24 protein-coding genes are annotated in these 23,169 nt (G+C 69.0%); 12 read left to right on the top strand and 12 right to left on the bottom strand.

All coding sequences use genetic code 11. From position 1 onward, the window contains the following. Positions 1 to 126: 126 nt before the first annotated feature. From ACFVDP_RS36120 to ACFVDP_RS36130, 3 genes are all read right to left on the bottom strand, one after another. The gene (locus ACFVDP_RS36120) at positions 127 to 636 is read right to left on the bottom strand and encodes a hypothetical protein (RefSeq protein WP_383499235.1); all 510 of its coding nucleotides are present in this window, start codon (positions 634 to 636) and stop codon (positions 127 to 129) included. A 212-nt stretch (positions 637 to 848) separates the two neighbouring features. Next, positions 849 to 1,166, bottom strand: a complete 318-nt coding sequence (locus ACFVDP_RS36125) for an antibiotic biosynthesis monooxygenase family protein (RefSeq protein ID WP_383499238.1) — start codon at positions 1,164 to 1,166, stop codon at positions 849 to 851. A 98-nt stretch (positions 1,167 to 1,264) separates the two neighbouring features. Further along, complete coding sequence (locus tag ACFVDP_RS36130) at positions 1,265 to 1,681, bottom strand: DUF1992 domain-containing protein (RefSeq protein ID WP_383499241.1); 417 nt, start codon at positions 1,679 to 1,681, stop codon at positions 1,265 to 1,267. A gap of 100 nt (positions 1,682 to 1,781) precedes the next feature. Here ACFVDP_RS36130 and ACFVDP_RS36135 point away from each other — a divergent pair, with 100 nt between their 5' ends. Next, entirely contained in the window at positions 1,782 to 2,189 is a 408-nt protein-coding gene (locus ACFVDP_RS36135; RefSeq protein WP_383499244.1) for a hypothetical protein, read from the top strand. Positions 2,190 to 2,211: 22 nt separating this feature from the next. On the opposite strand, the gene ACFVDP_RS36140 is transcribed toward ACFVDP_RS36135, so the two are convergent. From ACFVDP_RS36140 to ACFVDP_RS36150, 3 genes are all read right to left on the bottom strand, one after another. Beyond that, positions 2,212 to 2,886 (bottom strand): O-methyltransferase, encoded by a 675-nt coding sequence (locus tag ACFVDP_RS36140; protein ID WP_383499245.1) that lies wholly within the window; start codon positions 2,884 to 2,886, stop codon positions 2,212 to 2,214. A 5-nt stretch (positions 2,887 to 2,891) separates the two neighbouring features. After that, on the bottom strand, positions 2,892 to 4,016 hold the full coding sequence (locus tag ACFVDP_RS36145; RefSeq protein ID WP_383499248.1) for a DUF2330 domain-containing protein: 1,125 nt from the start codon (positions 4,014 to 4,016) through the stop codon (positions 2,892 to 2,894). A 194-nt stretch (positions 4,017 to 4,210) separates the two neighbouring features. Then, positions 4,211 to 5,605: an MFS transporter gene (locus ACFVDP_RS36150; RefSeq protein WP_383499251.1), complete on the bottom strand. Its 1,395-nt coding sequence runs from the start codon at positions 5,603 to 5,605 to the stop codon at positions 4,211 to 4,213. A 363-nt stretch (positions 5,606 to 5,968) separates the two neighbouring features. Between ACFVDP_RS36150 and ACFVDP_RS36155 the strand changes: the two genes are divergently transcribed. Beyond that, a complete protein-coding gene (locus tag ACFVDP_RS36155) occupies positions 5,969 to 8,029 on the top strand; it encodes a bifunctional glycosyltransferase 87/phosphatase PAP2 family protein (protein ID WP_383499254.1) in 2,061 nt (686 codons plus the stop codon). Here the strand turns inward: ACFVDP_RS36155 and ACFVDP_RS36160 are convergent. The 3 genes from ACFVDP_RS36160 to ACFVDP_RS36170 are packed head-to-tail and all read right to left on the bottom strand — an operon-like array spanning position 8,021 to position 9,745. Beyond that, entirely contained in the window at positions 8,021 to 8,290 is a 270-nt protein-coding gene (locus tag ACFVDP_RS36160; protein ID WP_383499257.1) for a hypothetical protein, read from the bottom strand. The genes ACFVDP_RS36155 and ACFVDP_RS36160 overlap by 9 nt on opposite strands. Before the next feature lie 40 nt (positions 8,291 to 8,330). Further along, complete coding sequence (locus ACFVDP_RS36165) at positions 8,331 to 9,227, bottom strand: hypothetical protein (RefSeq protein ID WP_383499260.1); 897 nt, start codon at positions 9,225 to 9,227, stop codon at positions 8,331 to 8,333. Positions 9,228 to 9,280: 53 nt separating this feature from the next. Beyond that, positions 9,281 to 9,745 carry an ATP-binding protein gene (locus ACFVDP_RS36170; protein WP_383499263.1) on the bottom strand — a complete coding sequence of 155 codons (465 nt, stop codon included), beginning with the start codon at positions 9,743 to 9,745 and terminating at the stop codon, positions 9,281 to 9,283. Between the two features lie 86 nt (positions 9,746 to 9,831). Here ACFVDP_RS36170 and ACFVDP_RS36175 point away from each other — a divergent pair, with 86 nt between their 5' ends. Both ACFVDP_RS36175 and ACFVDP_RS36180 read left to right on the top strand, forming a co-directional pair. Next, entirely contained in the window at positions 9,832 to 10,671 is an 840-nt protein-coding gene (locus ACFVDP_RS36175) for a Scr1 family TA system antitoxin-like transcriptional regulator (RefSeq protein WP_383499266.1), read from the top strand. Continuing rightward, a complete protein-coding gene (locus ACFVDP_RS36180) occupies positions 10,649 to 10,894 on the top strand; it encodes a DUF397 domain-containing protein (protein ID WP_383499269.1) in 246 nt (81 codons plus the stop codon). Before ACFVDP_RS36175 ends, ACFVDP_RS36180 begins: the two co-directional genes overlap by 23 nt. Here the strand turns inward: ACFVDP_RS36180 and ACFVDP_RS36185 are convergent. The 3 genes from ACFVDP_RS36185 to ACFVDP_RS36195 form a co-directional block, all read right to left on the bottom strand. After that, complete coding sequence (locus ACFVDP_RS36185; RefSeq protein WP_383499271.1) at positions 10,891 to 12,087, bottom strand: helix-turn-helix domain-containing protein; 1,197 nt, start codon at positions 12,085 to 12,087, stop codon at positions 10,891 to 10,893. The two genes, ACFVDP_RS36180 and ACFVDP_RS36185, sit on opposite strands and share 4 nt — an antisense overlap. A 195-nt stretch (positions 12,088 to 12,282) precedes the next feature. Next, the gene (locus ACFVDP_RS36190) at positions 12,283 to 13,836 is read right to left on the bottom strand and encodes a DUF6801 domain-containing protein (protein WP_383499274.1); all 1,554 of its coding nucleotides are present in this window, start codon (positions 13,834 to 13,836) and stop codon (positions 12,283 to 12,285) included. A 179-nt stretch (positions 13,837 to 14,015) separates the two neighbouring features. After that, complete coding sequence (locus ACFVDP_RS36195) at positions 14,016 to 14,612, bottom strand: hypothetical protein (protein ID WP_383499278.1); 597 nt, start codon at positions 14,610 to 14,612, stop codon at positions 14,016 to 14,018. A gap of 495 nt (positions 14,613 to 15,107) precedes the next feature. On the opposite strand from ACFVDP_RS36195, the gene ACFVDP_RS36200 reads away from it, so the two are divergent. From ACFVDP_RS36200 to ACFVDP_RS36235, 8 genes are all read left to right on the top strand, one after another. Continuing rightward, the gene (locus ACFVDP_RS36200) at positions 15,108 to 16,049 is read left to right on the top strand and encodes a hypothetical protein (RefSeq protein WP_383499527.1); all 942 of its coding nucleotides are present in this window, start codon (positions 15,108 to 15,110) and stop codon (positions 16,047 to 16,049) included. Continuing rightward, positions 16,046 to 16,660, top strand: coding sequence for a hypothetical protein (locus ACFVDP_RS36205; protein ID WP_383499282.1), 615 nt, complete (start codon positions 16,046 to 16,048; stop codon positions 16,658 to 16,660). The genes ACFVDP_RS36200 and ACFVDP_RS36205 overlap by 4 nt, the downstream gene beginning before the upstream one ends. Positions 16,661 to 17,094: 434 nt before the next feature. Beyond that, positions 17,095 to 18,093, top strand: coding sequence for an ABC transporter ATP-binding protein (locus tag ACFVDP_RS36210; protein WP_383499286.1), 999 nt, complete (start codon positions 17,095 to 17,097; stop codon positions 18,091 to 18,093). A gap of 56 nt (positions 18,094 to 18,149) precedes the next feature. After that, positions 18,150 to 18,953 carry an MlaE family ABC transporter permease gene (locus ACFVDP_RS36215; RefSeq protein ID WP_383499289.1) on the top strand — a complete coding sequence of 268 codons (804 nt, stop codon included), beginning with the start codon at positions 18,150 to 18,152 and terminating at the stop codon, positions 18,951 to 18,953. A 7-nt stretch (positions 18,954 to 18,960) separates the two neighbouring features. Next, on the top strand, positions 18,961 to 19,767 hold the full coding sequence (locus ACFVDP_RS36220) for an MlaE family ABC transporter permease (RefSeq protein ID WP_383499292.1): 807 nt from the start codon (positions 18,961 to 18,963) through the stop codon (positions 19,765 to 19,767). A 6-nt stretch (positions 19,768 to 19,773) separates the two neighbouring features. After that, the gene (locus tag ACFVDP_RS36225; protein ID WP_383499294.1) at positions 19,774 to 21,042 is read left to right on the top strand and encodes an MCE family protein; all 1,269 of its coding nucleotides are present in this window, start codon (positions 19,774 to 19,776) and stop codon (positions 21,040 to 21,042) included. Next, entirely contained in the window at positions 21,039 to 22,100 is a 1,062-nt protein-coding gene (locus ACFVDP_RS36230; protein WP_383499298.1) for an MCE family protein, read from the top strand. The genes ACFVDP_RS36225 and ACFVDP_RS36230 overlap by 4 nt, the downstream gene beginning before the upstream one ends. Continuing rightward, positions 22,100 to 23,164: an MCE family protein gene (locus ACFVDP_RS36235; protein ID WP_383499301.1), complete on the top strand. Its 1,065-nt coding sequence runs from the start codon at positions 22,100 to 22,102 to the stop codon at positions 23,162 to 23,164. Before ACFVDP_RS36230 ends, ACFVDP_RS36235 begins: the two co-directional genes overlap by 1 nt. Positions 23,165 to 23,169: the final 5 nt, after the last annotated feature.

Here is a 23,169-nt window from a genome sequence, read left to right on the forward strand (position 1 = left end):
CGACCCCCCCGGGGGAGGATGGAGAATTGCTAAACCCTCGAACCCCCCAAATGCCCTTCCCCCCCACCGCCGTCTCCCCCCCCCCCCCTCTCAAGGGGGCGCGGGCACGATGCTTTGGTGGCCCGGTCAGCAGCCGCCGCAGTTGTAGTACGTCACGTCCCAGTGGTTGCCCTCGTCGGCGTAGATGTTGCCGGAGCCCGCCTTGTACTGCGGGGCGCCGTCGCCGCGCAGCCCGATGTAGGAGAAGTTGTTCTTGATGTAGTTCGTCAGGCAGGTGGTCTTGCCGAAGTCGAGCTTGTAGCCGTTCCAGTGCGAGTACGTGCCGCTCGCGTGGCCGGTCTCGGTGCCGCCGGTGATGTTCAGCGCGCAGCCGCTGGCCGACTTCAGGGTCTGGGCGCCCTGTGCGGTGGCCAGGTTGAGCTGGTCGAACGACGTACAGGTGGAGACGTTGCGGTTGGAACAGCCGCCGGACGACGACCAGGTGATGCCGGACGAGCTGAACATCGACGTGGCCGTCGCATGAGTGATCTTGGAGACGGCGAAGGCGTCGGTCGACGTCGTCAGCACGCCGAAGCCGGGGGCGACGAGAGCGGCCGCGGAGAGCGCGAGCGCGGTGAGCGCGGAGCGGATGCGCATGGGAGGTGGGGTCCTTCCTGCCAGTGCCGGTGCAAGCGGTGGGGGAGCGAAGTGCGGGGCGCCTGTGGTGCAGGTGGAGCGGCTCGATCGTCCCAGGGTCTACGCGCGTACGGAAGACCCTCGCGGAGCGGGTGTTCCCGGCACGGGCGGAAGGCCACGAATGCCCCGCACCTTCGACGGTGCGGGGCATTCGGGCAGGAGGCGGTGCGGGGTTACGCGCCCTTGGGCGACGCCTGCTGGACGACCTCGAAGGACCACACCGACGAGCCGCTCGATGCGGGCTTCGGGCGGTCGCCGCCGCCCTGGTGGGCCGACTTCATGGGGCCCTCCATCCAGGCCTGGAACGACTCCTCGTCACGCCAGCGCGTGTACACCAGGTAGTCGTCCGTGCCCTCGACGGGACGGAGCAGCTCGAACCATTCGAATCCGTCGGAGTTCTCGACGGCGCCCGCGCGGGACGCGAACCGCTTTTCGAGGGTCTCGCGCTGTTCGGCGGGGACGGTCAGCACATTGATCTTGACGATGCTCATGGATCTCATCCTGCCGCAGACGGGATACGGGTCAGGTGAGCGGGGCGCCGTGCTCGTCGGTGACGCGCCACGCTTCGGGGACCGTCAGCCGGGAGCCGTCAGCCGGTACCCGTCATCCGGTCGAGGCGCCACTGGGCGATGACCTCGTCCACGTCGTACGGCTTCAGGCCGAGCGGCGGGCCGGGCGGGGGCTTGAACATCATGTCGCGGATCCGGTCGTTCAGCTCCGTGACGATGCGGCGGACCGTGTGCTCGGACGCCGTTCTCGGGAACGCCGCGAAGGCGTCCTCGACCTCCTTGCGCAGGGCGAGGGAGGGTGGCAGGACGGAGAGGCCCTCGCGGGCCATCTTCCGCTTGATCCACCAGTTCTCGTCGTACGTGGTGGAGTCGTCGTCGGCCGCGAAGGGCTTGCCCGCGCCGGACAGGGCGGTGAAGTCGCCGCGCCGTTCCGCGTCACGGATCTGTTTGTCGACGAATGACTCGAAGCTGACGCCGGGTGGTTTCCGTTCGGTCATGAGCACATTGTCCCGCAGACGGCGCCGAGCAGGCCTCCGGGGCTTAAGATGCGGCCGCTGTGCAGGGCCGTCGTGATGACGTGAACGGTGGGGGGACGCGGTGCTCGAACTGACCATGGCCACGGTGACCGGGGCCGAAGCAGGCGCGACAGCGGGAATGGTGATGGCCGAGGCGCCGAGCGAGCCGGGGGCCGTACTGCGGGTGGGCCGCGACGCGAGCGTGTGCGGGCTCGTCACCCCCGACGACTGGCTGTTCGTGTCGCGGGTGCACCTGGAGTTCCGGTGCGGGCCGCGCGGCGAGTGGAGCGTCTTCTGGCTGCGCGGCTCGCAGGCCGACCCGTCGTCGGAGGTACGGGTGCGGGTCGACACGCAGGGAGCCCGGGGCCCCGGCCTGCCCCTCGCCTACGGCGGGGTGTCCGAGCTGCCGCGCGGCGGCTCCGGCGAGATCGTCGTCCTCGACCGGGGCGGGCCGCGCAGCGTGCACGTGGGCTTCTACCACGAGGCGTAGGCCCGGCTGTCGCGGTCGGCCGTCACTCCTGTACGTAGGCCAGGGCGAAGCCGTCGTACCCCTTGGCGCCCACCGTCTGGATCGCCGTCGCGTCCAACTTCGGGTGGTCGGAGAGCAGTTGGAGGGCTGTGCGGGTGCCGATGACGTCCGGGTCGGTGTTCTCGGGGTCGGCGACGCGGCCGCCGCGCACGACGTTGTCGACGACGATGACGCTGCCGGGGTGGGTCAGGCGCAGCGCCCACTCCACGTAGTGCGGGTTGTTGGCCTTGTCGGCGTCGATGAAGACGAGGTCGAAGTCCCGCTCCTCGTCGACGAGTTGAGGCAGCGAGTCGAGGGCGGCGCCGACCCGGACCTCGACGGTCTTGTCCAGGCCCGCCCGGGTGAGGTTGGCGCGGGCCACCTCCGCGTGGCGCGCGCTGTACTCCAGGGAGATCAGGGAGCCGTCGGCGGGCAGCGCGCGGGCCAGCCAGATGGTGCTGTAGCCGCCGAGCGTGCCGATCTCCAGGATGTGGCGGGCCCCCTGGATGCGGGCGATGAGGTGGAGGAGTTTTCCGTTGACGGCCGAGACCTGGATGCTGGGGAGTCCGGCCTTGTCGCTGTCGGCGAGGGCGGCGCCGAGGGCGTCGTCGGCGGGGGCCAGCAGGTCGCTGAGGTAGGTGTCTACGGTCGTCGAGGTTCCCGGGGGCGGTGTCGTCATGACCATCAGCCTATGGGCGGGGGCACGGTCACGGGTGGAGGCGGGATGATGGGGCGTCCCTTGCGGACGCGCGCCCGCAGGAGGGCGCCGCCGGTCCCCGCGACGAGAACGCCGAGGACCGTCACGAGCCACACCGGGATGCCAGGGCCGACCGTGAGGAGTTCGTCCGTGTAGACGACCCTGCGGTACGGGGTGTCGTGCGCGGCTCGGCGCAGTACGTGATCGCCGCTGATGCCCTGCGGCTGCCAGAAGTCCTGGCTGAGGGCGGTCAGATAGCGGGTGTCCCCGGCCAGTTCGGCGAGCGGGCCGGGCGGCGGGCTGTCGAGCTTGCCCGCGAACGTCACCTTCGGCTCGGAGCCGCCGATCGGCGAGCGCGATTCCATGCGGTGGTCGGCGAGGACGTACAGGTTCAAGTGCTGTGCGTTGCGCGCCAGTTGGGACAGGCGCATCGGGTAGACGAAGCGGTCGCTGGCGAAGGTGAGGTGCAGCGGGTCGAGTTGCCCTGCGAGCGGCTTGTCCCGGTCGGCGGGGGAGAGGCGGATCGCCACGTACTCCCAGCTCTGATCGACGTACGGGCGCAGTGCCTGCTCCAGGCGGCCGGGGAGCTTGAAGCCGTTGTCCTTCAGCCAGTTCGCGAGGGCCTCGGGGTCGGTGGCGGTGAGCCGGGCGACGTCGAAGGGGCCGAGGTGTTCGCGGCCTACGACGTTCACGCCGGAGGGGGCGCCCGCGCCGGGCAGCGCCGCCGCGCCGTCGGTGTCCGCGTCGTCGCCGAGCGGCCAGTCGCCGTCGCGCGGCCAGAAGTAGTGCCGGGTGCGGTGGGTCGGCTCGGTCTCCTTGGCGAGCGCCGTGAACAGGGCCGGGTCGGCCAGTTCCGCCGTCGCCCGGTTCGGGACCGGCATCACCCAGGCCGCGTCCCGGCTGTCGCCGCTCAGGGACAGCCGCATCACGATCTGCTCGGTGCGGCCGTTCCATGTCACCGCCGATGTCTCTTCGCTGACGGTCAGCTGGTGGCCTGTGCGGGGGATCATTGCGCCGCAGCCGCAGGCGTATGCCGGGATTGCGATCCAGGTGGCCTGGATGCCCATCAGGAGCAGGGCCGTCAGCAGGGCCCTGGCCCGGGTTCTTGTCATGGGCATAGGGACGGCCGAGGCCCCGGAAAGGTTCCGCCCCGCCAGGGGCGCGGGGAACTGCGCGCTCAGCCACGTACAAGCCGCAGACGCGTCTGCCCCTGTACCGAGCAGATGCGTCTGCGGCTCTCGTCGTGGCTGGTCGCGCAGTTCCCCGCGCCCCTGGCGGGGCGCTCATGAGCCTGCGATGAAAAGGTTCAGACCGCCGGCGGCGATCCCGGGAGCGGGCGGCCGGCCGATTCGCGCATGCGCCAGGCGGCGACTCCGCCGACCACAGCCGCGCCCATCATGTAGTAGGCCGGGATCATCAGGTTGCCGGTACCCGCGATCAGCGCGGCAGCGATGAGCGGAGTCGTGCCGCCGAAGAGGGAGACCGAGAGGTTGAAGCCCACCGAGAGGGAGCCGTAGCGGACCTTCGTCGGGAAGAGGGCCGGGAGCGTCGACGGCATCGACGACGTGAAGCCGACGAGGAGCAGACCCAGGCCGGCGAGGCCGAGGGCGATGGCCCACGTCGAGCCCGCCTGGATGAGGAGCAGCGCCGGGACGGAGAGGAGGACGAAGCCGAGGCAGGCGCCGCCGATGACCTTGCGGTGGCCGAAGCGGTCGTTGGCCATGCCCATCGGCAGCTGCACCACCATCATCAGCAGCATCACGCCGATGAGGATGATCGTGCCGTGCGTGGCGTCGTAGTGCAGCTCCTCGCTGAGGAACGTCGGCATGTAGGAGAGCAGCATGTAGTCGGTGACGTTGAAGACGAGCACCAGGGCGATGCAGGTTGCCATCGCGCCCGCGTTGCCGACGAACATCTCCTTGATCTTCGGCTTCGGGAAGGACTTCTCCTTGTCCTCGGCCTCCTGCGCCAGCTTCTGGAAGGCAGGGGTCTCCTCCAGCTTCATGCGGACGTAGAGACCGACCAGGCCGATCGGGCCCGCGATCAGGAACGGGATGCGCCAGCCCCAGCTGTAGAGGGAGTCGGACGGCAGCGTCGTGATCAGGACGGTGGCGAGGGTGGCACCGGCGACGTAACCGGCGTTCGTGCCCAGCTCCAGGAACGAGCCGAAGAACCCGCGCCGCTTGTCCGGCGCGTACTCGGCGATGAACGTGCACGCGCCGCCGTACTCACCACCGGTCGAGAAGCCCTGCACCATGCGCGCCACGATCAGCAGCACCGGCGCCCACACGCCGATCGACCCGTACGAGGGGATCAGGCCGATCGACAGCGTGCCCGCCGCCATCATGATCATGGTGATGGCGAGGACCTTCTGGCGGCCGATGCGGTCGCCGAGCGGGCCGAAGAAGGCGCCGCCGATGGGCCGCACCAGGAACGCGGCGGCGAACGTGCCGAGCGTGGACAGCACCTGCGCGGAGCTGGACGCCGTCGGGAAGAAGACGTGGCCGAGCGTCGCGGTCAGGTAGCCGTAGACACCGAAGTCGAACCATTCCATCGCGTTGCCGAGGGCCGCGGCTTTGACCGCCCGCTTCACGAGCGTGGGGTCGGTGACCGTGACGTCCTGCTCGGCCTTCTTGGTGCGGCCCCGCGCCGGAGCGTGGAGCCCGCTGGTACTGGGTGCGATGGAAGCGGCGCTCGACAAGGCTTCGCCCGCCTGCCTTTCGTGGGGGACAACGGCAAGGCCGTTCACGCGTCAGCGGAACGGCCGAAAGAGACGATATGGTGCGCCACGATCATCGCGGGGGGTGGTCGATCCGCTACGCTCCGCACATAAACCGCCTCCGAGCTGGGGAAACGCAGAGCGCAACAGACAGCCCAAACGGATTGAACTGTGAGCTATGTCGCGGAACCGGACCCGTGGAGCATGCAACTAAGTGGTCCGCGCCACGCCTTTCCGGCATCTTCCGGTCAAATCCGGAGACACAGTCAGGTGAAGCAGGGGTTGCCTGCGTCCTACACCGATGGAGGCGGTGACCTCTGACGACGATGGGAGGGCGGGCAGCGCGTGGCGAATGTCGAGCACAGGGGGCCTGCGGGACCCGCGGGAGCGGTCACCGGACGGATGAGTGCCCTGCGGGCGGGGCTGTGGCTGATCGCCGCTGTGCTCGCGGTGCGTCAACTCGTCGCGGTCCTGAGCACCCCGCGCGGTGAACGCCTCACCGACCTGGAGACCTGGATCGGCCCCCAAGGGGTGCTGCACGTCAAGGACTCCCTCTACGACGCGCCCGACCGGTTCACCGGCACCCCGTTCTCCGGGCTCGTCCTCAAGCCGTTCTCCCGCGCCGCCGAGCAGGCGCTCGGCTGGGGCTGGACGTTCGGCTCGCTCGCCCTCGTCGTGGTCCTCGCCCTGGTGGCGGCCCGCGCGCTGCCGCAGCCCGTCTCCCGCCGTACGTCGCTGTTCGCCGCGCCCGTCGCGATCAGTCTGCTGATGCTGTCGCTGCCGGTGCGGAACGCGTTCACGACCGGCCAGACCAGCATCATCCCGGTCCTCCTCGTCCTCCTCGGCTGTTTCACCGTGCGCGGCGAGCGGGCGTCCGGCGTGCTCATCGGCGTGGCCGCCGCCCTCCAGCCGACGGTCCTGCTCTTCGCGCCGCTGCTGTGGTTCACGGGCCGCAGACGCGCGGCCGTCTCCTCCGCCGTCACCTTCGCCGCCGCCACCGGGCTCGCCTGGGCGGCGATGCCGCACGACTCGTGGACGTACTGGGTCCACCACCTGGCCGGCGCGGGCCTCGCCACCAACCCGGGGGCGAACGCCAACCAGTCGCTGCACGGCATGCTGCTCCGCTTCGGCCTCGAAGGCCCGCTGGAGATCGCCCTGTTCGTCCTGCTGGGCGTCGGCGTCGCGGTGCTCGGCCTGCGCCGCGCCGTCACCTACGCGCGCGACGGCCAGCTGCTGCTCGCCGTCGCGGTCACCGGCTGCGTCGCCGTCGCGGTGTCCCCGACGACCTGGCAGCACCAGCTCCTGTGGGTGCTGCTCGCCGTCGTCGGCCGGGTCGGCAAGCGCGCCTCGGACCGCTACATGTGGCCCGTCCTCGTCGTCCTCGCGCTCACCCTGCCGTCGTCGATGATGCTGCCCGAGATGGATTTCCTGGACCCGATCGCGGACAACGTCGTGCTCATCGCCGCGCTCGCCGCCGCCTGCGTCGTCCCCTTCCTCTCCCGTACGTCACCGCTGTACGAGACCCCCGTCCCCACCGAGTACGCCGCGCCGGTGCCCGCCCGCTGGTCGTGGGTGCCGCTCGTCCCGGTCTGGCGCCGGGTCGTCTCGCGGCCGAACCTGATCCTGGAACTGCTCCTCATCCGCGTCGGCTACTCCGCGTACCAGCAGGTCCGCCTCGCCGCGACGGGCGGCACGATCTCCGGGGGCCGGGCCACGGCGGAGGCCCACGGCCGGCAGATCCACTCCATCGAGCAGTTCCTGCACCTCGACATCGAGCGCTGGGTCAACCACACGGTCTTCCACCACGCGACGTGGCTGAAGGACTTCTTCAACTTCTACTACACGTCGTTCCACTTCGTGGTCCCGCTGAGCGTGCTCGGTTTCCTGTACCTGCGCCGCCCCGCCGCCTACCGCTGGGCCCGCTCGGCCCTCGGTTTCGCGACGATCCTCGCCCTGATCGGCTTCTGGGCGTACCCGCTCGCGCCGCCGCGCCTGATGCCGGGTCTCGGCTTCATCGACACGGTCCACGGCGTCCAGGACTTCTCCAAGCCCAACTACGGCACCCTCACGCAGCTCACGAACCAGTACGCGGCGATGCCCTCGCTGCACTTCGGCTGGTCGCTGTGGTGCGGCATCGTGATCGTGGTCCTCGCCCGCCGCTGGTGGGTGAAGGCCCTCGGCCTGATCCACCCTCTGTGCACGGTCTCCGCGATCGTCGCGACCGGCAACCACTGGGTGCTCGACGCGGTGGGCGGAGCGGTCGTCGTCTCCCTCGGCTTCTTGCTGACGTACGCGCTCCAGGGCCCCCGGGCACGGATGGTGACCGCCGAGGCGGCGAAGGCGGACGGCCCCGCCGAGGTGGAGAGCGGGGCCGCCGTGGCCGGACGGGGTGCGGGGTCAGGCTGAGGGTGACTCGGGTTCGGCCGGTTCCGCCAGTACGTCGTCGATGGTGGTCGCCGTGATGGCGCGGTCGAACCATGCGGCCAGGGTGTCGAGGTCGGTGCAGCCGGTGATGATGGCGCGGGCCTCGTCGGGGACAGGGATGCCACGACGGTCGAGGATGCGCAGTATGTCCTCGGCACGGCCCTCTGCGCGGCCCTCGGCCCGGCCTTCGGCGCGAAGGTTCTGTGCGGTCTGCGAGCGGAAGAAGGAGAGGTCGACGGACACCAGGTTCCTCCAGAGATCTGCGGCCGGACGGGGCGTCGGGTCAAGCTGAGGGGGACTCGGGCTCGACCCGTTCCGCCAGTACGTCGTCGATGGTGGCGGCCGTGAGAGCGCGGTCGAGCCAGGTGTCGAGGATGCCGGGGTCGGTGCAGGCGGTGATGGTGGCGCGGGCTTCTTCCGGCACGGGGACGCCACGGCGGTCGAGGACGCGCAGTATGGCCCTGGCCTCGCCCTCGGCGCGGCCCTCGGCCCGGAGGTTCTGTGCGGTCTGCGAGCGGAAGAAGGAGAGGTCGACGGACACCAGGTTCCTCCAGAGATCTGCGGCCGGGAGGGCTCCCAGGCCAAGTTCGGTGAGTTCGGAGAAGACCATCGCCGTGTCCCGGTCGGCGGTCTTCAGGGCGGCACCCAGCATTTTGAGTATGGCATCGATGTGCGGGTCCTTGCCGTGCGTGACGGCCGACAGCACGGCGAGCGGAATGTCGGCCGAGGCCGTCTCCAGATCGGTGATCATCGGGACGCTGCCCGGGCCCAGGACCAGCGGCCGGACGGTGAGGGTCGGCCACTGCGGCGGACCGATGTCGATCGCCCGTGACGCCCAGCGTTCCGTCGCCCGGTCCTGGCAGGTGACCAGCAGGACGGGCGGCAGCCCGTACTTCGCGTACAGGTGCGCCGCGTAGTACGCCCACGCGCTCGGCTTGGCCTTGCTCGGCGCGGTCTGGGACTCCACGGCGAGGAGGTATCCGGAGCCGTCGGCGGAGTCGAAGCGCAGCAGGGTGTCCACGCGGCGCTCCAGCGGCCGTATCTCGGTCAGGTCCGTCGGCAGGAACGAGACGGCGACCGGGTCGGGAAAGCCGATGCCGAGCTTCCGGAAGGCCCGGGGGAACATCCCGGGGTCCTCCTGGAAGATGCGGTGCATCACCTCATGTGAAGAACTGACCATGGCCGGGACGGTAGGCGAGGCAGGCATGTGCCGTTGGCGTATGCCCGTCCCGTTCACTCGGACGGGTCGGCTCTGGCCAGAGGTTCCTGCGGCACGTCCGCGAGGTCCGTCGCGCACTCGAACCACACCGTCTTGCCGCCGGGCGGCGGCAGAGGCTCGACTCCCCACTTCGCCGCCACCGCCGCGACGATGGCCAGGCCCCGGCCGTGTTCGGCGAACGGGTCCCGCAACTCCGGCGCTGTTTGCGGAAGTTGCGGTCCCTCGTCGGTCACCTCCGCGCGGACGCGACCGGCCTCCCCCTCGTGCAGCAGCCGTACTTCGGCGTGGGCGCCGGGTACGTGACGTACGACGTTGGACAGCAGTTCCGTGACGCCGAGTGCCAGGTCGTCGGCCAGGTCCGGCGGTACCGACCAGTCGTCGCACAGGCGGTGGACGATGCGGCGCACATGGCGGGCCGAGTGGGTGCCGACGGTGAGGCGCAGCGTGTAGACGTGGGGCTGCTCGGTTTGCTTGTTCACGGTACGAGCGTGGCGAGACGTGACTACGCTGAGCAATCGACTGGATACAACGTGCCCGATTGTGGGCCGAGTTGAGGGGACTGTGCGTGGTCCATATCAACGTCCTCGATCCGGGCGCCTCGCCGCTCGACTATTACGGCTATGAGCTGCGCCGTAAGCGGGAGGCCGCGGGTCTGACGCAGAAGCAACTCGGGCAGATCGTCAATTACACCGGCTCGCTGGTGGGGCAGGTCGAGACCGCCAGGAAGCTGCCGACGCAGGAGTTCAGCGAGCGGTGTGACGCTGCGTTGGGTACCGATGGGTTGTTGTCGCGGCTGGTGGGGCTGGTGCTGCGGTCGCAGTTGCCGGTGTGGTTTCAGCAGGTGGCTGAGCTGGAGGTGCGGGCCGCGGAGATCTGCTCGTTCGAGTCGGGCATGGTGCACGGGCTCTTGCAGACCCGCGCGTACGCGCGAGCGGTCCTCGGCGCCCTCGACAAGAAGCAGCTGGATGACCGGACTGAGGTGCGCCTCGCCCGCCAGCGCATTCTGGAGGTCGGCGACGAACCGCCGCAGCTATGGCTGATCCTGGGCGAGGCGGCGCTCTACCAGGACATGGGTGCGGGCACGAGCCAGATCATGCACGAGCAACTGGATCACTTGTTGGGTTACGAGGACAGTCCGCAAGTGAACATCCAGGTACTGCCGTTCGCGGTTGGGCCGCACGCGGGAATGACCGGTCCGTACAGCGTCTACCGATTCCCGTCCGATCCCCCCATCGTCTATACCGAGGGGTACGGACAGGGGCATGCGACCGCGAACCCGGACACCGTCAAGGACTGTTCGCTCCGTTACGATCACTTGCAGGCGGCCGCCCTGTCCATCACAGACTCGGCGCGGCTGATCCGGCGGGTGATGGAGGAGCGTTATGGCGGGCATCCAGTGGCGTAAGTCGACCTACAGCAGCGACCAAGGCGGCCAGTGTGTGGAGTGCGCGCCGCTCGGGGCTCTCGCCTGGGCCAAGTCCACCTACAGCGGCGATCAGGGCGGCTCGTGCGTCGAGGTCGCCGGAACCCCCTGCGCCGTCGTCGCCGTCCGCGACTCCAAGAACCCGGCCGGCCCGAGCCTCACGTTCACGCCCGAGGCGTTCGGCCTGTTCGTCGCCGCGCGTTAGTTGTCGTGGAGGTGCAGCGCCCGTAGCGCGGCCTCCATGGCGAAGCGGTGGGCCGGGTCCTCCAGGCGGTCGCCGAAGTGGGCGTCGAGCTTGCGCAGCCGGTAGCGGACGGTCTGCGCGTGGACGCCGAGCGCGTCGCCGACCTGCTCGGCCGTGCCGCGCGTGGTCAGCCAGGCGTGCAGGGTCTCCACGAGACGGGCGCGGCGGGTGCCGGAGGACTTCTCAAGGGGGGCCAGCTCGCGGGTGGCGATCTCCGTGACCAGCGCGGGATCGGCGAGCAGCCACAGCGTCACCAAGTGATCTGCGGAATCCAGGACTTGGGAATCGGCAACGATGTCATCATCGACGAGCTGAAGCACCTGCCGCGCCCACCGCAGCGAGTCGGCGGCCTGCTCGGTCGGCAGGGTCAGCCCGATCGCATACGAACTGCCGGGGGCCGCCGCCGCGAGCATCGCGCGGCGCTCCGGGGTGAGCGGGCCGGGGATCAGCAGATGGGGCTGCGGGGCGCCGAGGTCGGCGAGGACGTCGACGGCCAGACCTGGCTGGATGTGTTCGGCCGGCGTCCGCAGGGCGATCATGGTCACTTCGGTCGGGAGCTGCCAACCGGTCTGCTCGCACAGGTTGTTGATGGTGGTGTGCCCCAACGGAGTTCCGGCGAGCAGCAGATGCAGTAACCGTCTTCGCACCACCTCACCGGCCACGCCCGCTCTGGACTGCACCTCCATGTATCCCTCATGGGAGAGCGTTTCGAGTTCGCCGATGTAGGCGAAGACGGCCTCGGCGAAGGTCAGCAGGAGCGTGGGGGAGAGGTCGAAGCGGCGGCCCAGGTCCTTCGCCCGGCGCAGCGCGACCCGGGCGCCGAGCCGGTAGGCGCCCTGGAGGGTGGCCAGGTCCCGGCCCTCGTACGCCTCGACCCTGCCGAACTTCCGGAGCAGTTCGTCCCGCGTCGCCGTGGAGGCGTTCGGGTCTGCGACCCGGTCCACGAAGGCGTTCAGGCTCTGCTCGACACCCTGCCGGATCGCCGTCCCGCTCGGCCCGCTCAGCAGCGCCGCGTACTCGGGGAACGCGCGCGTGACCTCGACCCCGATCTCCTTGATGAGACCGGGGAGTTCGGGGCGCATGATGCGCGCGAACTCCCGGGGCAGGGGCCCCAGGGGGTCCTCGACATCCGTCGTGTGCGCGGGCAGGGGCATGGCCGCTTCCTCGCTTGTCCGAGCGCCGGGTGGGGGGCCGGGCCGGGCGACGCACGGGTGCGCAGCCCCACCCGCCAGGTGCATACCAACAGGGCCTATGAAATTAGAACAACTACTGTGCGTTGTACATCTGTTGCGCAGAGATTGATCGTGGCGTGGGAGATGTGGCTGAGAAGTGATGGGGCGACGAGAGGGTCACGAGGTCTTGGCTCCGGGAAGCGGCGGGATCACCGGGGGGCACTGGTTGGGCTCCGGCAGGTCCGGGAGGCAGGTCGGGGCCTGGTTCATGACGATGCTGTTGCCGGGGCCGCTGAGGGAGGCCGTGAGCAGGCGGTCGAGATTCTCGCCCTTCGCGCCGCAGCCGGAGAACGACGGGATGTCGACCTTGCCTTTGAGGATGCCGCCGGTCAGGACGTTGGCGTAGACGTCGGTGGGCGAGCTGAAGTCACCGCGCAGCGTGACCCGGTACTTCTTCGACGTGCGGCACTGGGAGCCGACGTCCAGAGGTGTGCCGTTGACCTTCACGTCGTGGACGCGCAGTGACTGGAAGAACGTCGCGACGGCGAAGTTCTGCTGGTCGGGAGGCGAGCCCAGGGTGCCGGTGGAGATGGTGATCGGGTCGTTGTCGAACGCGACCTTGGCGGTGACGGGTACGAAACCGAAGTTCAGGAGGGTCGAGTCGGCGTCCGGCAGGGTGAGTTCGCCCAGAGAGTCGGCGCGGAAGTAGAAGGGGCCTTCCGTTGCGTACTGGGTTTGCGCGTTGGCCCGGATGTTCATCAGGCTCGGTCCCTTGGAAGGGTTATTGATGATCACGGTACCGTTCGGTTTCCGTACGGTCGTCATGCCGACCGCGTAGGCGCATGCCCGGAATCCGTCGAGAGGGATCAGCGGTGTCAGGACCGTCCCGGGCAGTGGGTCCGGTATCTGGCTGATGTCCATTTCCCCCGAAGGCATGTCCGCCGCGCAGGTGGATGCGCCGGCCGGGGTGTCGGCACCGTCCTTCGGCTCGACGGCTATCCCGTCCCGTGCGGTGTCCGACGGATCGTCGGAGGCGCCCGGTGAGGACGCTCCCGGTTCCTCGCCGTCCGGCACGCTGATGTGGGCGAGCCGTCGTCCGGCCGAATCCTTGCTCGCGGGGGTGCAGGCGAGGGTGAAGAGGGCGGCGGTCTCCTCGTCCGTGCCAGTGGGCAACGGGCTTATCTTCAGGCCGAGTTCACCTGCGTAGAGATCGACGTCCCCCGCCTCGCTCACGGTGATCGTGGGGGCGCCGCCGGTGTGGCCCAGGTGCAGTGTGCCGTCGGACGGCGGGGCCGATGTGCTCGCCGTCAGCGAGGACCAGGAGGCGTCGGCCGACGACTTGCCCTGCTGCACCAGGACGCCGAGCGTCGCGTCGCTGGTGACGCCGCTGACGTCGTCCGGCAGCAGGGGGGCGAGCTGGGCGTACGGCAGGGCGGCTTCCACGGTCACGGTGCCGGGGTCGATCGGGGTGCCCGGCGCGGCGGATCGCGGAAGGCCGCTGGAGATCCGTACCGACGCCCGCACAGTGGTGGGTGTGCCGGGCGCGCTCGCGGTGGCCGACGTGTCGGCGTCCCCTTGCTTGCCTGCCTCGCCGTCCGTCTGCTGGTTCGCCGCCGGAGCCGGTACCGCGCAGTCGTATGCGATCTCGACCGAGCCCTGTCCCTCGTCCGCGTGCGAGCCGGGACCCGACAGCAGACCGGCGGCGAGCGCGATCGAAGAGATCGGTATCACCCGCGCCATCCGTACCGTCCGCGGGCCGCCCGGCCGTCCGTTCCGCCTTCTTGGCGCTGTCATCCGCCGTCCTCCACTGGTGCGGTCACTGCTGGACCGGCCGCGTCGTGCCCCCGGACGCGGCCGGCCCGCCGCCGGTGCGTGACCGGCGGCGGGCTGGATCAAGAAGGGTCAGACCATCACGGGGACTTGATGACCGGGGAGGTGTTCAGGACGTAGTTGCCGACGAAGTTCGCCTTGTCGCCGGCCTTGATCAGACCGAGGCAGCTGGCACCGGTCTGCGCGGCGAGCGTGCCGCCGCCCGTGACGTGCAGGGTGTGCGTGCTGTTCGTGTAGTAGCCGTTGACGCTGCCCGCGAACTTCGCGTTGCAGCCGACACCGGTGATGGTGGCGCTGATGCCGGTGATGGTGCCGTTGGCCTGGTCGGTGCCGGTCATGCTGGACACGTTGATCGACCACGGCAGAGCGCTGGGCGTCACGGTGAACGGGATGCCCGCCACGGAACAGGTGGAGAAGGTGATGCCGCTGATGGTGCCGATGGGGGTGCCGGAGAGGCCCGTGCCGTTCGGGACGCTGCCCGTGGCCGTCGACGACGCGCACTGGAGTGTGGCGGCGGGCACGGACAGGGTCGGGTTGGTCGCCGTGGCCGTGTAGGCGCCGCCGCCGGTCACGGTGAACGTGGCCAGCGCCGTGGCCGAGGCGGAGGAGACGGAGAGCCCGAGAGCAGCGCCGAGGGACGCGGCGGCGATCGCGGTGTTTCTGGTGAATCTGCGCACAGTGGATCCTTCCAGAGGGTTGAGTGCGAGCGGTACGGATTCCCGTCCGGCGGTCTGCCGGCCGGGGGAGAACAGCGGTGCACACTCCACGCGGACGCTCCGCCCAAAACTTCGGGGATGGCTGGTCCGTCGCCTGCCGATGGACGTTACGAGCAAGTAACCTCGCCCCGCAATGGGGAATGCCCAGATTCCTTCCGGCAGATTTATTCACGTCTCTTTCTTGTCTGCGGGCGCCTAGTTGATCTCTGGATGTTTGTCGGTGGGTGAGCATTTCTCCGACGGACCCGCAAAATGCTCAGCAAGTGCGCACCTGAGCGCGAGATTTACTCACTCCGCGATAAACGGGCCGGTAGTAAAAATTCTGTCAGCAAGTCCATTGCCGTCTTGGTTTCCTCGTGAGTAACGTCCCGGTTCCGGCCTCTCTCCGTTCGCGGCCCTGTGCCCCGCCGCCCCCTCGCTTTCGAAGGGAAACACCTCATGTCCGTAGTCAGACGCATGTCCGCCGCCCGCACCGCACGGGTGGCCGCGGTGGCCGCCGCCACCACGCTCGCGACCCTGGCGGCGGTGGCTCCGGCCTCGGCCGCCGGCACTCAGCTGAACGGCAACTGGGCGCCGTTCAACCGCTGCCCGGTCGACAACGCCGCCATGCTGGGCGCCGACGGCATCGACAACCAGGCGACGTGCATCTCCTCCAGCTCGGCCAGCGGCGTCATCAAGATCGGCAGCTCGGTCGTCCCGACCGGGAAGACCGACCTCCAGGTGGGCATCGTCACCCACTCCGACGGCACCAACTCGGTGGTCGCGCCTTCGGACGGCGCGCTCATCGCCGACCCCGCCGACCTGCCCGGCGGCCTGCTCGGACTGATGTGTCCCAGCTCCGTGCCCGTCGTCAGCGCCGTCTGCGGGCAGATCACCAACAACACGCTCAACCGGATCGTGGCGACGGTCGAATCCGTGGGCACCCCCTCCAACTTCCAACTGCTCGCCGGGGTCTCGGAGGGGCAGCCGATCATCTCGATCCCGGTCCGCATCCACCTCAGCAACCCGCTCATCGGCAGCAACTGCTACATCGGCACCAAGTCCGAGCCGATCATCCTGCGCCCGGGGAACGCGGCGGCGCCGAGCATCTCCGCGGACAACGCCACGTCCAACGGCACGCCCGACCCGGAGGGACCGTTCGGCCGGCTCGCGCTGACCGGCTCGACCCAGCAGGACCTCACCTTCGCGGCACCGGGCGCCAGCGGCTGCGGTCCCCTCGGGCTCGGCGCCTTCAACTGGGCCGTCAACCTCAAGTCCGGCCTCCCGGCCGCCTCGGGCACCAACAGCGTGAAGCTCAACAACACCTCGACCTACCTGGGCACCCTGAACGACCCGGGCTCCACCGCGCCGAACCAGGGCAAGGTCTTCTCCCAGTACTGGCACTCGGCGGCCAAGTGATGCGGTTACTGCTGCGCAGGGCGGTGATGGGTGGGGTCGCGTTCGTCGCCGCGCTGGGGGTGTCGGCCACTTCGGCGTCCGCCACGGGGAGTGGGGTGTGGACGGTCAGCCCGGGTGGGAACTACACGGGAACGGGAACCAACCCGCTGTTCACTTGGGGAAGCACCACTTTCAACTGTGGCTCCTCGTCCGTCTCCGGGTACCTGTCGCCCACGGACGCGGACGGACTGGCCGCCGGAACATTCCTGCCGGCCTACGCGAGTTGCAACATCGCGGGGATTCCCTTCACCTACTCGTCGGGCCCGACTCCCTGGAAGATCAACTTCTTGCAGCGCAACGCGGCCAACCCGTCCAGGGTGGACCTGTCCATCACCGGGGTCACGCTCAACTGGTCCGCGACGGGCTGCCACGTGTCGTGGTCCGGGACCCTGTACGGCCAGTACGACAACGCCACTGGCCAGTTGAGTACCGGTCTCAATGGGGCACCGGCCGGCCAAGTCGTGGCCGGAGCTGGGGCGTCATGCCTCGGGCTCGTCGTGACCGGCGACGTACTCACCATCAAGGCCACCTACACCCTCACCCCCAAACAAACAATCACCCCACCCGCCTGACCGAGACTTTATAGCCCGGTGATAAATCCACGACCGGGCCCAGAAGTAAAGCGCAAAATTGCCGAACTTCTCTTGCTCGGCAAGGTTACTCGGCCGTAACGTCTCGAAAAGTTCATGCGCTCCTGGTCGGCGCCCCCCGTCGGACAGGAGTCACATGAGGTCCGGTCGGAACCCTCCTTACCGACGGGCCTCTCCGTGGCGGGGCCCCACCTTTCGTCGTACCCCCGGCGAGGCGGGGCCCCGTCACGAAACGGAGTGATCTATTTCGGGAGTTCAGGGTTTTTCACTCATCCGCCGACAGGAGACAACCCGTCTTTTATCACTGGATGACAAGTTTTCAGGAAGATTCGGGGCGGCCGCTCCGAGATCTTGTCCGGCACGTATGAAGCGAATTACCGTGCGCTGCCGAGCTCGCTCGCTGAAGGTGAGAAGCGATGGGAATCGAAGTGAAGGTCGAGGGGCTCACCAAGTCCTTCGGCCGGCAGAACATCTGGCAGGACGTGAGCCTCACCCTGCCCGCGGGCGAGGTGAGCGTCATGCTCGGGCCGTCCGGCACCGGCAAGACCGTCTTCCTGAAGTCGTTGATCGGTCTGCTGAAGCCGGAGCACGGCCGCGTCCTGGTCAACGGCGTCGACATGGCGCGCAGCCCCGAGCGGGACATCATGGAGGCCCGCAAGCTGTTCGGGCTGATGTTCCAGGACGGCGCCCTGTTCGGGTCGATGAACCTCTTCGACAACATCGCCTTCCCGCTGCGCGAGCACACCAAGAAGAAGGAATCCGAGATCCGCCGCATCGTCATGGAGCGGATCGACGCGGTCGGCCTCCTCGGCTCCGAGGGCAAGCTGCCCGGCGAGATCAGCGGCGGTATGCGCAAACGCGCCGGTCTGGCACGGGCGTTGGTCCTCGACCCGCAGATCATCCTCTGCGACGAGCCGGACTCCGGACTCGACCCGGTGCGCACCGCGTTCATCTCGCAGCTGCTCATCGACCTGAACACCACCACCGACGCCACCATGCTCATCGTCACCCACAACCTCGACATCGCCGCGACCGTCCCCGACAACATGGGGATGCTGTTCCGGCGCCAGCTCGTCACCTTCGGGCCGCGCGAAGTGCTCCTCACCAGTGAAGAGCCCGTCGTCGCACAGTTCCTGACGGCCAGTAAGGCCGGGCCCATCGGGATGAGTGAAGAGAAGGACGAAGCCACGCTCGCCGCCGAGGCCTCGGGGGGCATGGTGACGCCCGCGCCCAAGGCGCTGGTCCCGCAGCTCCAGCCGTCGCCCGAGCTGGGGGAGCGGGCCGCCGTCGCGCGGCGGCGGGAGCGGGTGCTCGGGATGATGGACACGCTGCCGAGCAGGGCGCAGCACGCCATTCGCTCCGCCTATGGGCGGGATGATCTGGTGGCTCTGCCTCGGAGGGGTGGGTCCTCTTGAGTGCGGAGACCCGGCTGCCCCAGCCGGAAGACTCCCGGGTGCCGGAGCGTCGTGGCTTGTCGCGCAGTTCCCCGCACCCCTCCGGGGCGCCCAGCAAGGCCCTCGCGCCCCTCCGGCAGGCCGGGCAGCTCTTCGCGCTCGCGCTGCGCGTCGTGCGGGACACCTTCCGGCGGCCCTTTCAGTTCCGGGAGTTCGTCGAGCAGTTCTGGTTCATCGCCAGCGTCACCATCCTGCCCGCCGCCCTCGTGTCCATCCCGTTCGGCGCGGTCATCGCCCTCCAAGTCGGCTCACTGACACAGCAGTTGGGCGCGCAGTCGTTCACCGGCGGCGCCAGCGTGCTCGCCGTCATCCAGCAGGCCAGCCCGCTCATCGTCGCCCTGCTCATCGCAGGCGCCGGCGGCTCCGCCATCTGCGCCGACCTCGGCTCCCGCAAGATCCGCGAAGAGCTGGACGCCATGACCGTCATGGGCGTATCGCCCGTGCAGCGGCTCGTCGTGCCGCGCGTCCTCGCCGCGATGTTCGTCAGCATCCTGCTCAACGGCATGGTGTCCGTCGTCGGCACCCTCGGCGGCTACTTCTTCAACGTCATCCTGCAACACGGCACCCCCGGCGCCTACTTGCAGTCGTTCTCCGCGCTCGCCCAGCTCCCCGACCTCTACATCAGCGAGCTGAAGGCCCTCATCTTCGGATTCATCGCGGGCATCGTCGCCGCCTACCGCGGGCTCAACCCGCGCGGCGGCCCGAAGGGCGTCGGCGACGCCGTCAACCAGTCCGTCGTCATCACCTTCATCCTGCTCTTCTTCGTGAACATGGTGATGACCGGGATCTACCTCCAGATCGTTCCACCGAAGGGAGGTTGAGTCCCGCATGGCTTCTCCACTCGTCTGGCTCGACCGGGGCGGCGACCAACTCCTCTTCTATGTGCGGGCGCTGGTCTGGATACCGCGGACCGTCGTCCGGTACATCAAGGAAGTGCAGCGGCTGCTCGCCGAGGTCGTCTTCGGCTCCGGCGGCCTCGGTGTCATCGGCGGCACCATCGGCGTGATGATCGCGATGACGGCCGCCACCGGCACCGTCGTCGGACTCCAGGGCTACGCGGCCCTCGACCAGATCGGCACCGCCGCCTTCACCGGGTTCGTGTCCGCCTACTTCAACACCCGCGAGATCGCCCCGCTCGTCGCCGGACTCGCCCTGTCCGCGACCGTCGGCGCCGGCTTCACCGCCCAGCTCGGCGCGATGCGCATCAACGAAGAGGTCGACGCCCTCGAAGGCATGGGCGTGCGCTCGATGCCGTACCTCGTGACGACCCGCATCATCGCCGGTGTCGTCGCCATCATCCCGCTCTACGCGATCGGGCTGCTCTCCTCGTACCTGGCCTCGCGCATCGTCACCGTCGTCTTCAACGGGCAGTCGCAAGGAACGTACGACCACTACTTCGATCTCTTCCTCTCACCCACCGACGTCCTGCTGTCGGTGCTGAAAGTGCTGATCTTCAGCGTGATGGTGATCCTCGCCCACTGCTACTACGGCTTCCGCGCCAGCGGCGGCCCGGCCGGGGTCGGCATCGCGGTGGGACGGTCGGTGCGCAACGCCATCGTCGTCATCGCCGTCACCGACTTCTTCCTGTCGCTCGCCATCTGGGGCGCCACCACGACCGTGAAAGTGGCGGGGTGAGCGCAGATGGACACCATCAGACGCCGGCTCGCCGGAATCGCCTTCCTCCTCGTGCCCGCCCTCCTCATCTGGCTCGCCATCGCCGTCTACAACAAGGACTTCACCGACTCCGACGAGGTCACCGTCGACACCGGCTCCGTCGGCAACGAGATGCACCTCGGCGCCGAGGTGAAGATGCGCGGCGTCGTCCTCGGTGAAGTACGCAAGATCGAGCCGACGGAGACCGGGGCCCGTCTCGTCCTCGCGCTCAAGCCCGGCGCCCTCGACCGCATCCCCGACGACGTGCACGCGCAGATGCTGCCGACCACCCTCTTCGGCGAGCGGTACGTGGCCCTCGTACCGACGAGCGAGAGCGACACGGCGGCCGACTCCGGGGTACGGATGCTGGCCGCCGGGGCGACCATCCCGCAGGACCGGTCCGCCAACGCCATCGAACTCCAGCAGGTCCTCGACGACGTCCTGCCGATGCTCACCGCCGTCCAGCCGCAGAAACTGTCCGCGACGCTGTCCGCCGTGTCGCAGGCACTTCAGGGGCGCGGCGACCAGCTCGGCGACACGCTCACCCAGCTCGACGCGCACCTGAAGAAGTTCAACCCGGAACTGCCGACGCTCAACGAGGACCTGAAGCAGCTCGTCCAGGTCTCCCACGTCTACGCCGACGCGGCGCCCGGCATCCTCGACGCGCTCACCGACTTCACCACCACCAGCGGCACCATCGCCGAGAAGGACAGCGACCTCGCCGCCGCCTACGGGGACACCACCCGCGCCGCCGAGGACCTCGACGCCTTCCTGCGGGCCAACAAGGACAACATCATCCGGCTGTCCAGCACCTCGCGGGGCACGCTCGGGCTCCTGGAGAAGTACTCGTCGTCGTTCCCGTGCACCCTGCGTACGCTCGCCGAGTTCGTGCCGCGGATGGACAAGGCGCTCGGCAAGGGCACCGACGAGCCGGGACTGCACGTCGACATCACGACGGTCGCCTCCCGGGGCGCCTACCAGGCCGGACGCGACACCCCGTCCTACGGCTCCGGCGGCACCCCCAACTGCTACTCGGTGCCCTACCTCGGCGGCGCCTCCGCACGCACGCCGGCCGCCGCCACCGCCTCGGACTCCGTCGCCGGACAGGACCTCGGGACCGCCAACTCGCCGCAGGAGAACGACCTGGTGAACGAGCTGATCGCGCCCGCCGCCAAGACCTCGCCCGACGACCTGCCCGACTGGTCGAGCCTGCTCGTCGGCCCCGTCTACCGGGGCACGGAGGTGAAGCTCAAGTGAGCTACTCAGAAGCGGACTTCCGGCATGTGAAGCGACGCTCGCTCGCCGGACCGATCACCAAGTCACTGATCTTCCTCCTCGTCACCGCGCTCGCCACGACCGTGCTCGGCCTGTCCATCGCCAACAGCGGCGTCAACACCGACACCCGCAGCTACAAGGCGCTGTTCACCGACGTCACCGGGCTCATCGACGGCGACGGCGTACGGATCTCCGGCGTGAAGGTCGGCGAGGTCACCGACGTCCGCGTCGTCGACCGGCGCACCGCCCAGGTCACCTTCACCGTCGAGAAGGACCGCACCCTGCCCGGCACCACCACGGCCGCCGTGAAGTACCTCAACATGGTCGGCCAGCGGTACGTGTCCCTGGAGCGCGGCACCGGAGCGGCGGGCGCCGACCTCGGCCCCGGCGACACCATCCCGCTCGACCACACCACCCCCGCCCTCGACCTGACCCTCCTCTTCAACGGCTTCAAGCCGCTCTTCGAGGGCCTGTCCCCGAGCGACGTCAACGACCTCGCCGGATCGATCGTCAAGGTCCTCCAGGGCGAGGGCGGCACCGTCGACAGCCTCATCACGCACGTCGGCTCGCTGACCCAGACCGTCGCCGCCAAGGACAAGGTGATCGGCGAGGTCATCGGCAACCTCACCGACGTCCTGTCGACGATCAACACCCGCGAGAGCCAGTTCGACGACCTCGTCACCACCCTCCAGCAGCTGGTCTCCGGCTTCAACGAGGACCGCGAACCGCTCGGCCAGGCCGTCGCCGCCATGGGCGACCTGACGACCGTCACCGCCGGATTCCTGAAGGACACGCGGGCCCCGATCAAGGGCGACATCCAGCAACTCGGCCGCCTCTCCGACCAGTTGGGCAAGGGCATCCCGCAGATCCAGAACTTCCTCGACAAGACGCCGGGCAAGCTCAACGCCCTGTCCCGGCTCGCGTCGTACGGCTCCTGGTTCAACCTCTACCTCTGCGAGGCGCACGTCAGCGGGGTCACCATGTCCGACGGGTCGAAGGCGCCCACCGGTATCTCCGTCAACGAAGCGAGGTGCCAGTGATGTCGACACCGGTCAGCAGCCGGAAACGGCAGTGGCTGAAGCCCGTACAGGAACGCAACCCCGTCCTCATCGCGGTCGCCGGACTCGTCGCGCTCGGCCTCGTCGCCCTCGCCGCGTTCAATGCGAGCAGCCTGCCCTACATCGGTGGCGGCACGTCCTACAGCGCCGACTTCAGCGAGGCCGCGGGCCTCGGCTCGGGCGACGAGGTGCGGATCGCCGGAGTGAAGGTCGGCGAGGTCACCGGCGTCGGCCTCGACGGGCCCAAGGTGAAGGTCACCTTCAAGATCAAGGACGACGGCACCTGGATCGGCGACCGCACCACGGCCGCCATCGCCATCAAGACGCTCCTCGGTGACAAGTACGTGGCCCTCGACCCCGTCGGCACCGGCCGCCAGGACCCCGGCGCCCGCATCCCGCTGTCCCGCACCACGTCCCCGTACGACGTCACCCAGGCGTTCGAGGACCTCAGCGGGACCGTCGACGAGATCGACACCAAGCAGCTCGCCGCGAGCTTCGACACCATCTCCGAGACGTTCAAGGACTCGCCGCCCGATGTGAAGGAGGCCGTCAAGGGCCTGTCCGCACTGTCGAAGACGGTCTCCTCGCGCGACAGCCAGCTCGCCGAGCTCCTCGCCGGCAGCAAGAAGCTGACGAAGACGCTCCAGACGAAGCAGTCCAGCTTCGAGACCCTCATCAACGACGGCGGTTCCCTGCTCACCGAGCTGAAGAAGCGGCGCACCGCCATCAAGGCGCTGCTCAGCGGCAGCGAGGCGCTCGGCAAGCAGCTCAGCGGCCTCGTCGACGACAACGACCAGCAGCTCGGCCCGACGCTCGACGCGCTCAGCCGGGTCACCACGGTCCTCGCCGAGAACAAGGGCAAGCTCGACAAGACCCTCTCCCTGCTCGGCCCGTACTACCGGCTCGTCGGCAACACCCTCGGCAACGGCCACTGGTTCGACAGCTACCTGTGCGGCGTCGTGCCGCGCAACTACCTGCCCGAGAAGTCGCTCCCCGCGTCGTCGTGCAGACCACCGAAGAACGGCAGTTACGGGAACGGGGGCTGATCGCC

This window comes from Streptomyces sp. NPDC057694 (assembly GCF_042799415.1).
Lineage (GTDB): Bacteria > Actinomycetota > Actinomycetes > Streptomycetales > Streptomycetaceae > Streptomyces.

Bases quoted from the DNA above. Each gene is read 5' to 3' on its own strand.
- ACFVDP_RS36120 (WP_383499235.1), bottom strand. From the start codon at position 636: ATGCGCATCCGCTCCGCGCTCACCGCGCTCGCGCTCTCCGCGGCCGCT.
- ACFVDP_RS36125 (WP_383499238.1), bottom strand. From the start codon at position 1,166: ATGAGCATCGTCAAGATCAATGTGCTGACCGTCCCCGCCGAACAGCGC.
- ACFVDP_RS36130 (WP_383499241.1), bottom strand. From the start codon at position 1,681: ATGACCGAACGGAAACCACCCGGCGTCAGCTTCGAGTCATTCGTCGAC.
- ACFVDP_RS36140 (WP_383499245.1), bottom strand. From the start codon at position 2,886: ATGACGACACCGCCCCCGGGAACCTCGACGACCGTAGACACCTACCTC.
- ACFVDP_RS36145 (WP_383499248.1), bottom strand. From the start codon at position 4,016: ATGACAAGAACCCGGGCCAGGGCCCTGCTGACGGCCCTGCTCCTGATG.
- ACFVDP_RS36165 (WP_383499260.1), bottom strand. From the start codon at position 9,227: ATGGTCAGTTCTTCACATGAGGTGATGCACCGCATCTTCCAGGAGGAC.
- ACFVDP_RS36180 (WP_383499269.1), top strand. From the start codon at position 10,649: ATGGCGGGCATCCAGTGGCGTAAGTCGACCTACAGCAGCGACCAAGGC.
- ACFVDP_RS36185 (WP_383499271.1), bottom strand. From the start codon at position 12,087: ATGCCCCTGCCCGCGCACACGACGGATGTCGAGGACCCCCTGGGGCCC.
- ACFVDP_RS36200 (WP_383499527.1), top strand. From the start codon at position 15,108: ATGTCCGCCGCCCGCACCGCACGGGTGGCCGCGGTGGCCGCCGCCACC.
- ACFVDP_RS36210 (WP_383499286.1), top strand. From the start codon at position 17,095: ATGGGAATCGAAGTGAAGGTCGAGGGGCTCACCAAGTCCTTCGGCCGG.
- ACFVDP_RS36220 (WP_383499292.1), top strand. From the start codon at position 18,961: ATGGCTTCTCCACTCGTCTGGCTCGACCGGGGCGGCGACCAACTCCTC.
- ACFVDP_RS36225 (WP_383499294.1), top strand. From the start codon at position 19,774: ATGGACACCATCAGACGCCGGCTCGCCGGAATCGCCTTCCTCCTCGTG.
- ACFVDP_RS36235 (WP_383499301.1), top strand. From the start codon at position 22,100: ATGTCGACACCGGTCAGCAGCCGGAAACGGCAGTGGCTGAAGCCCGTA.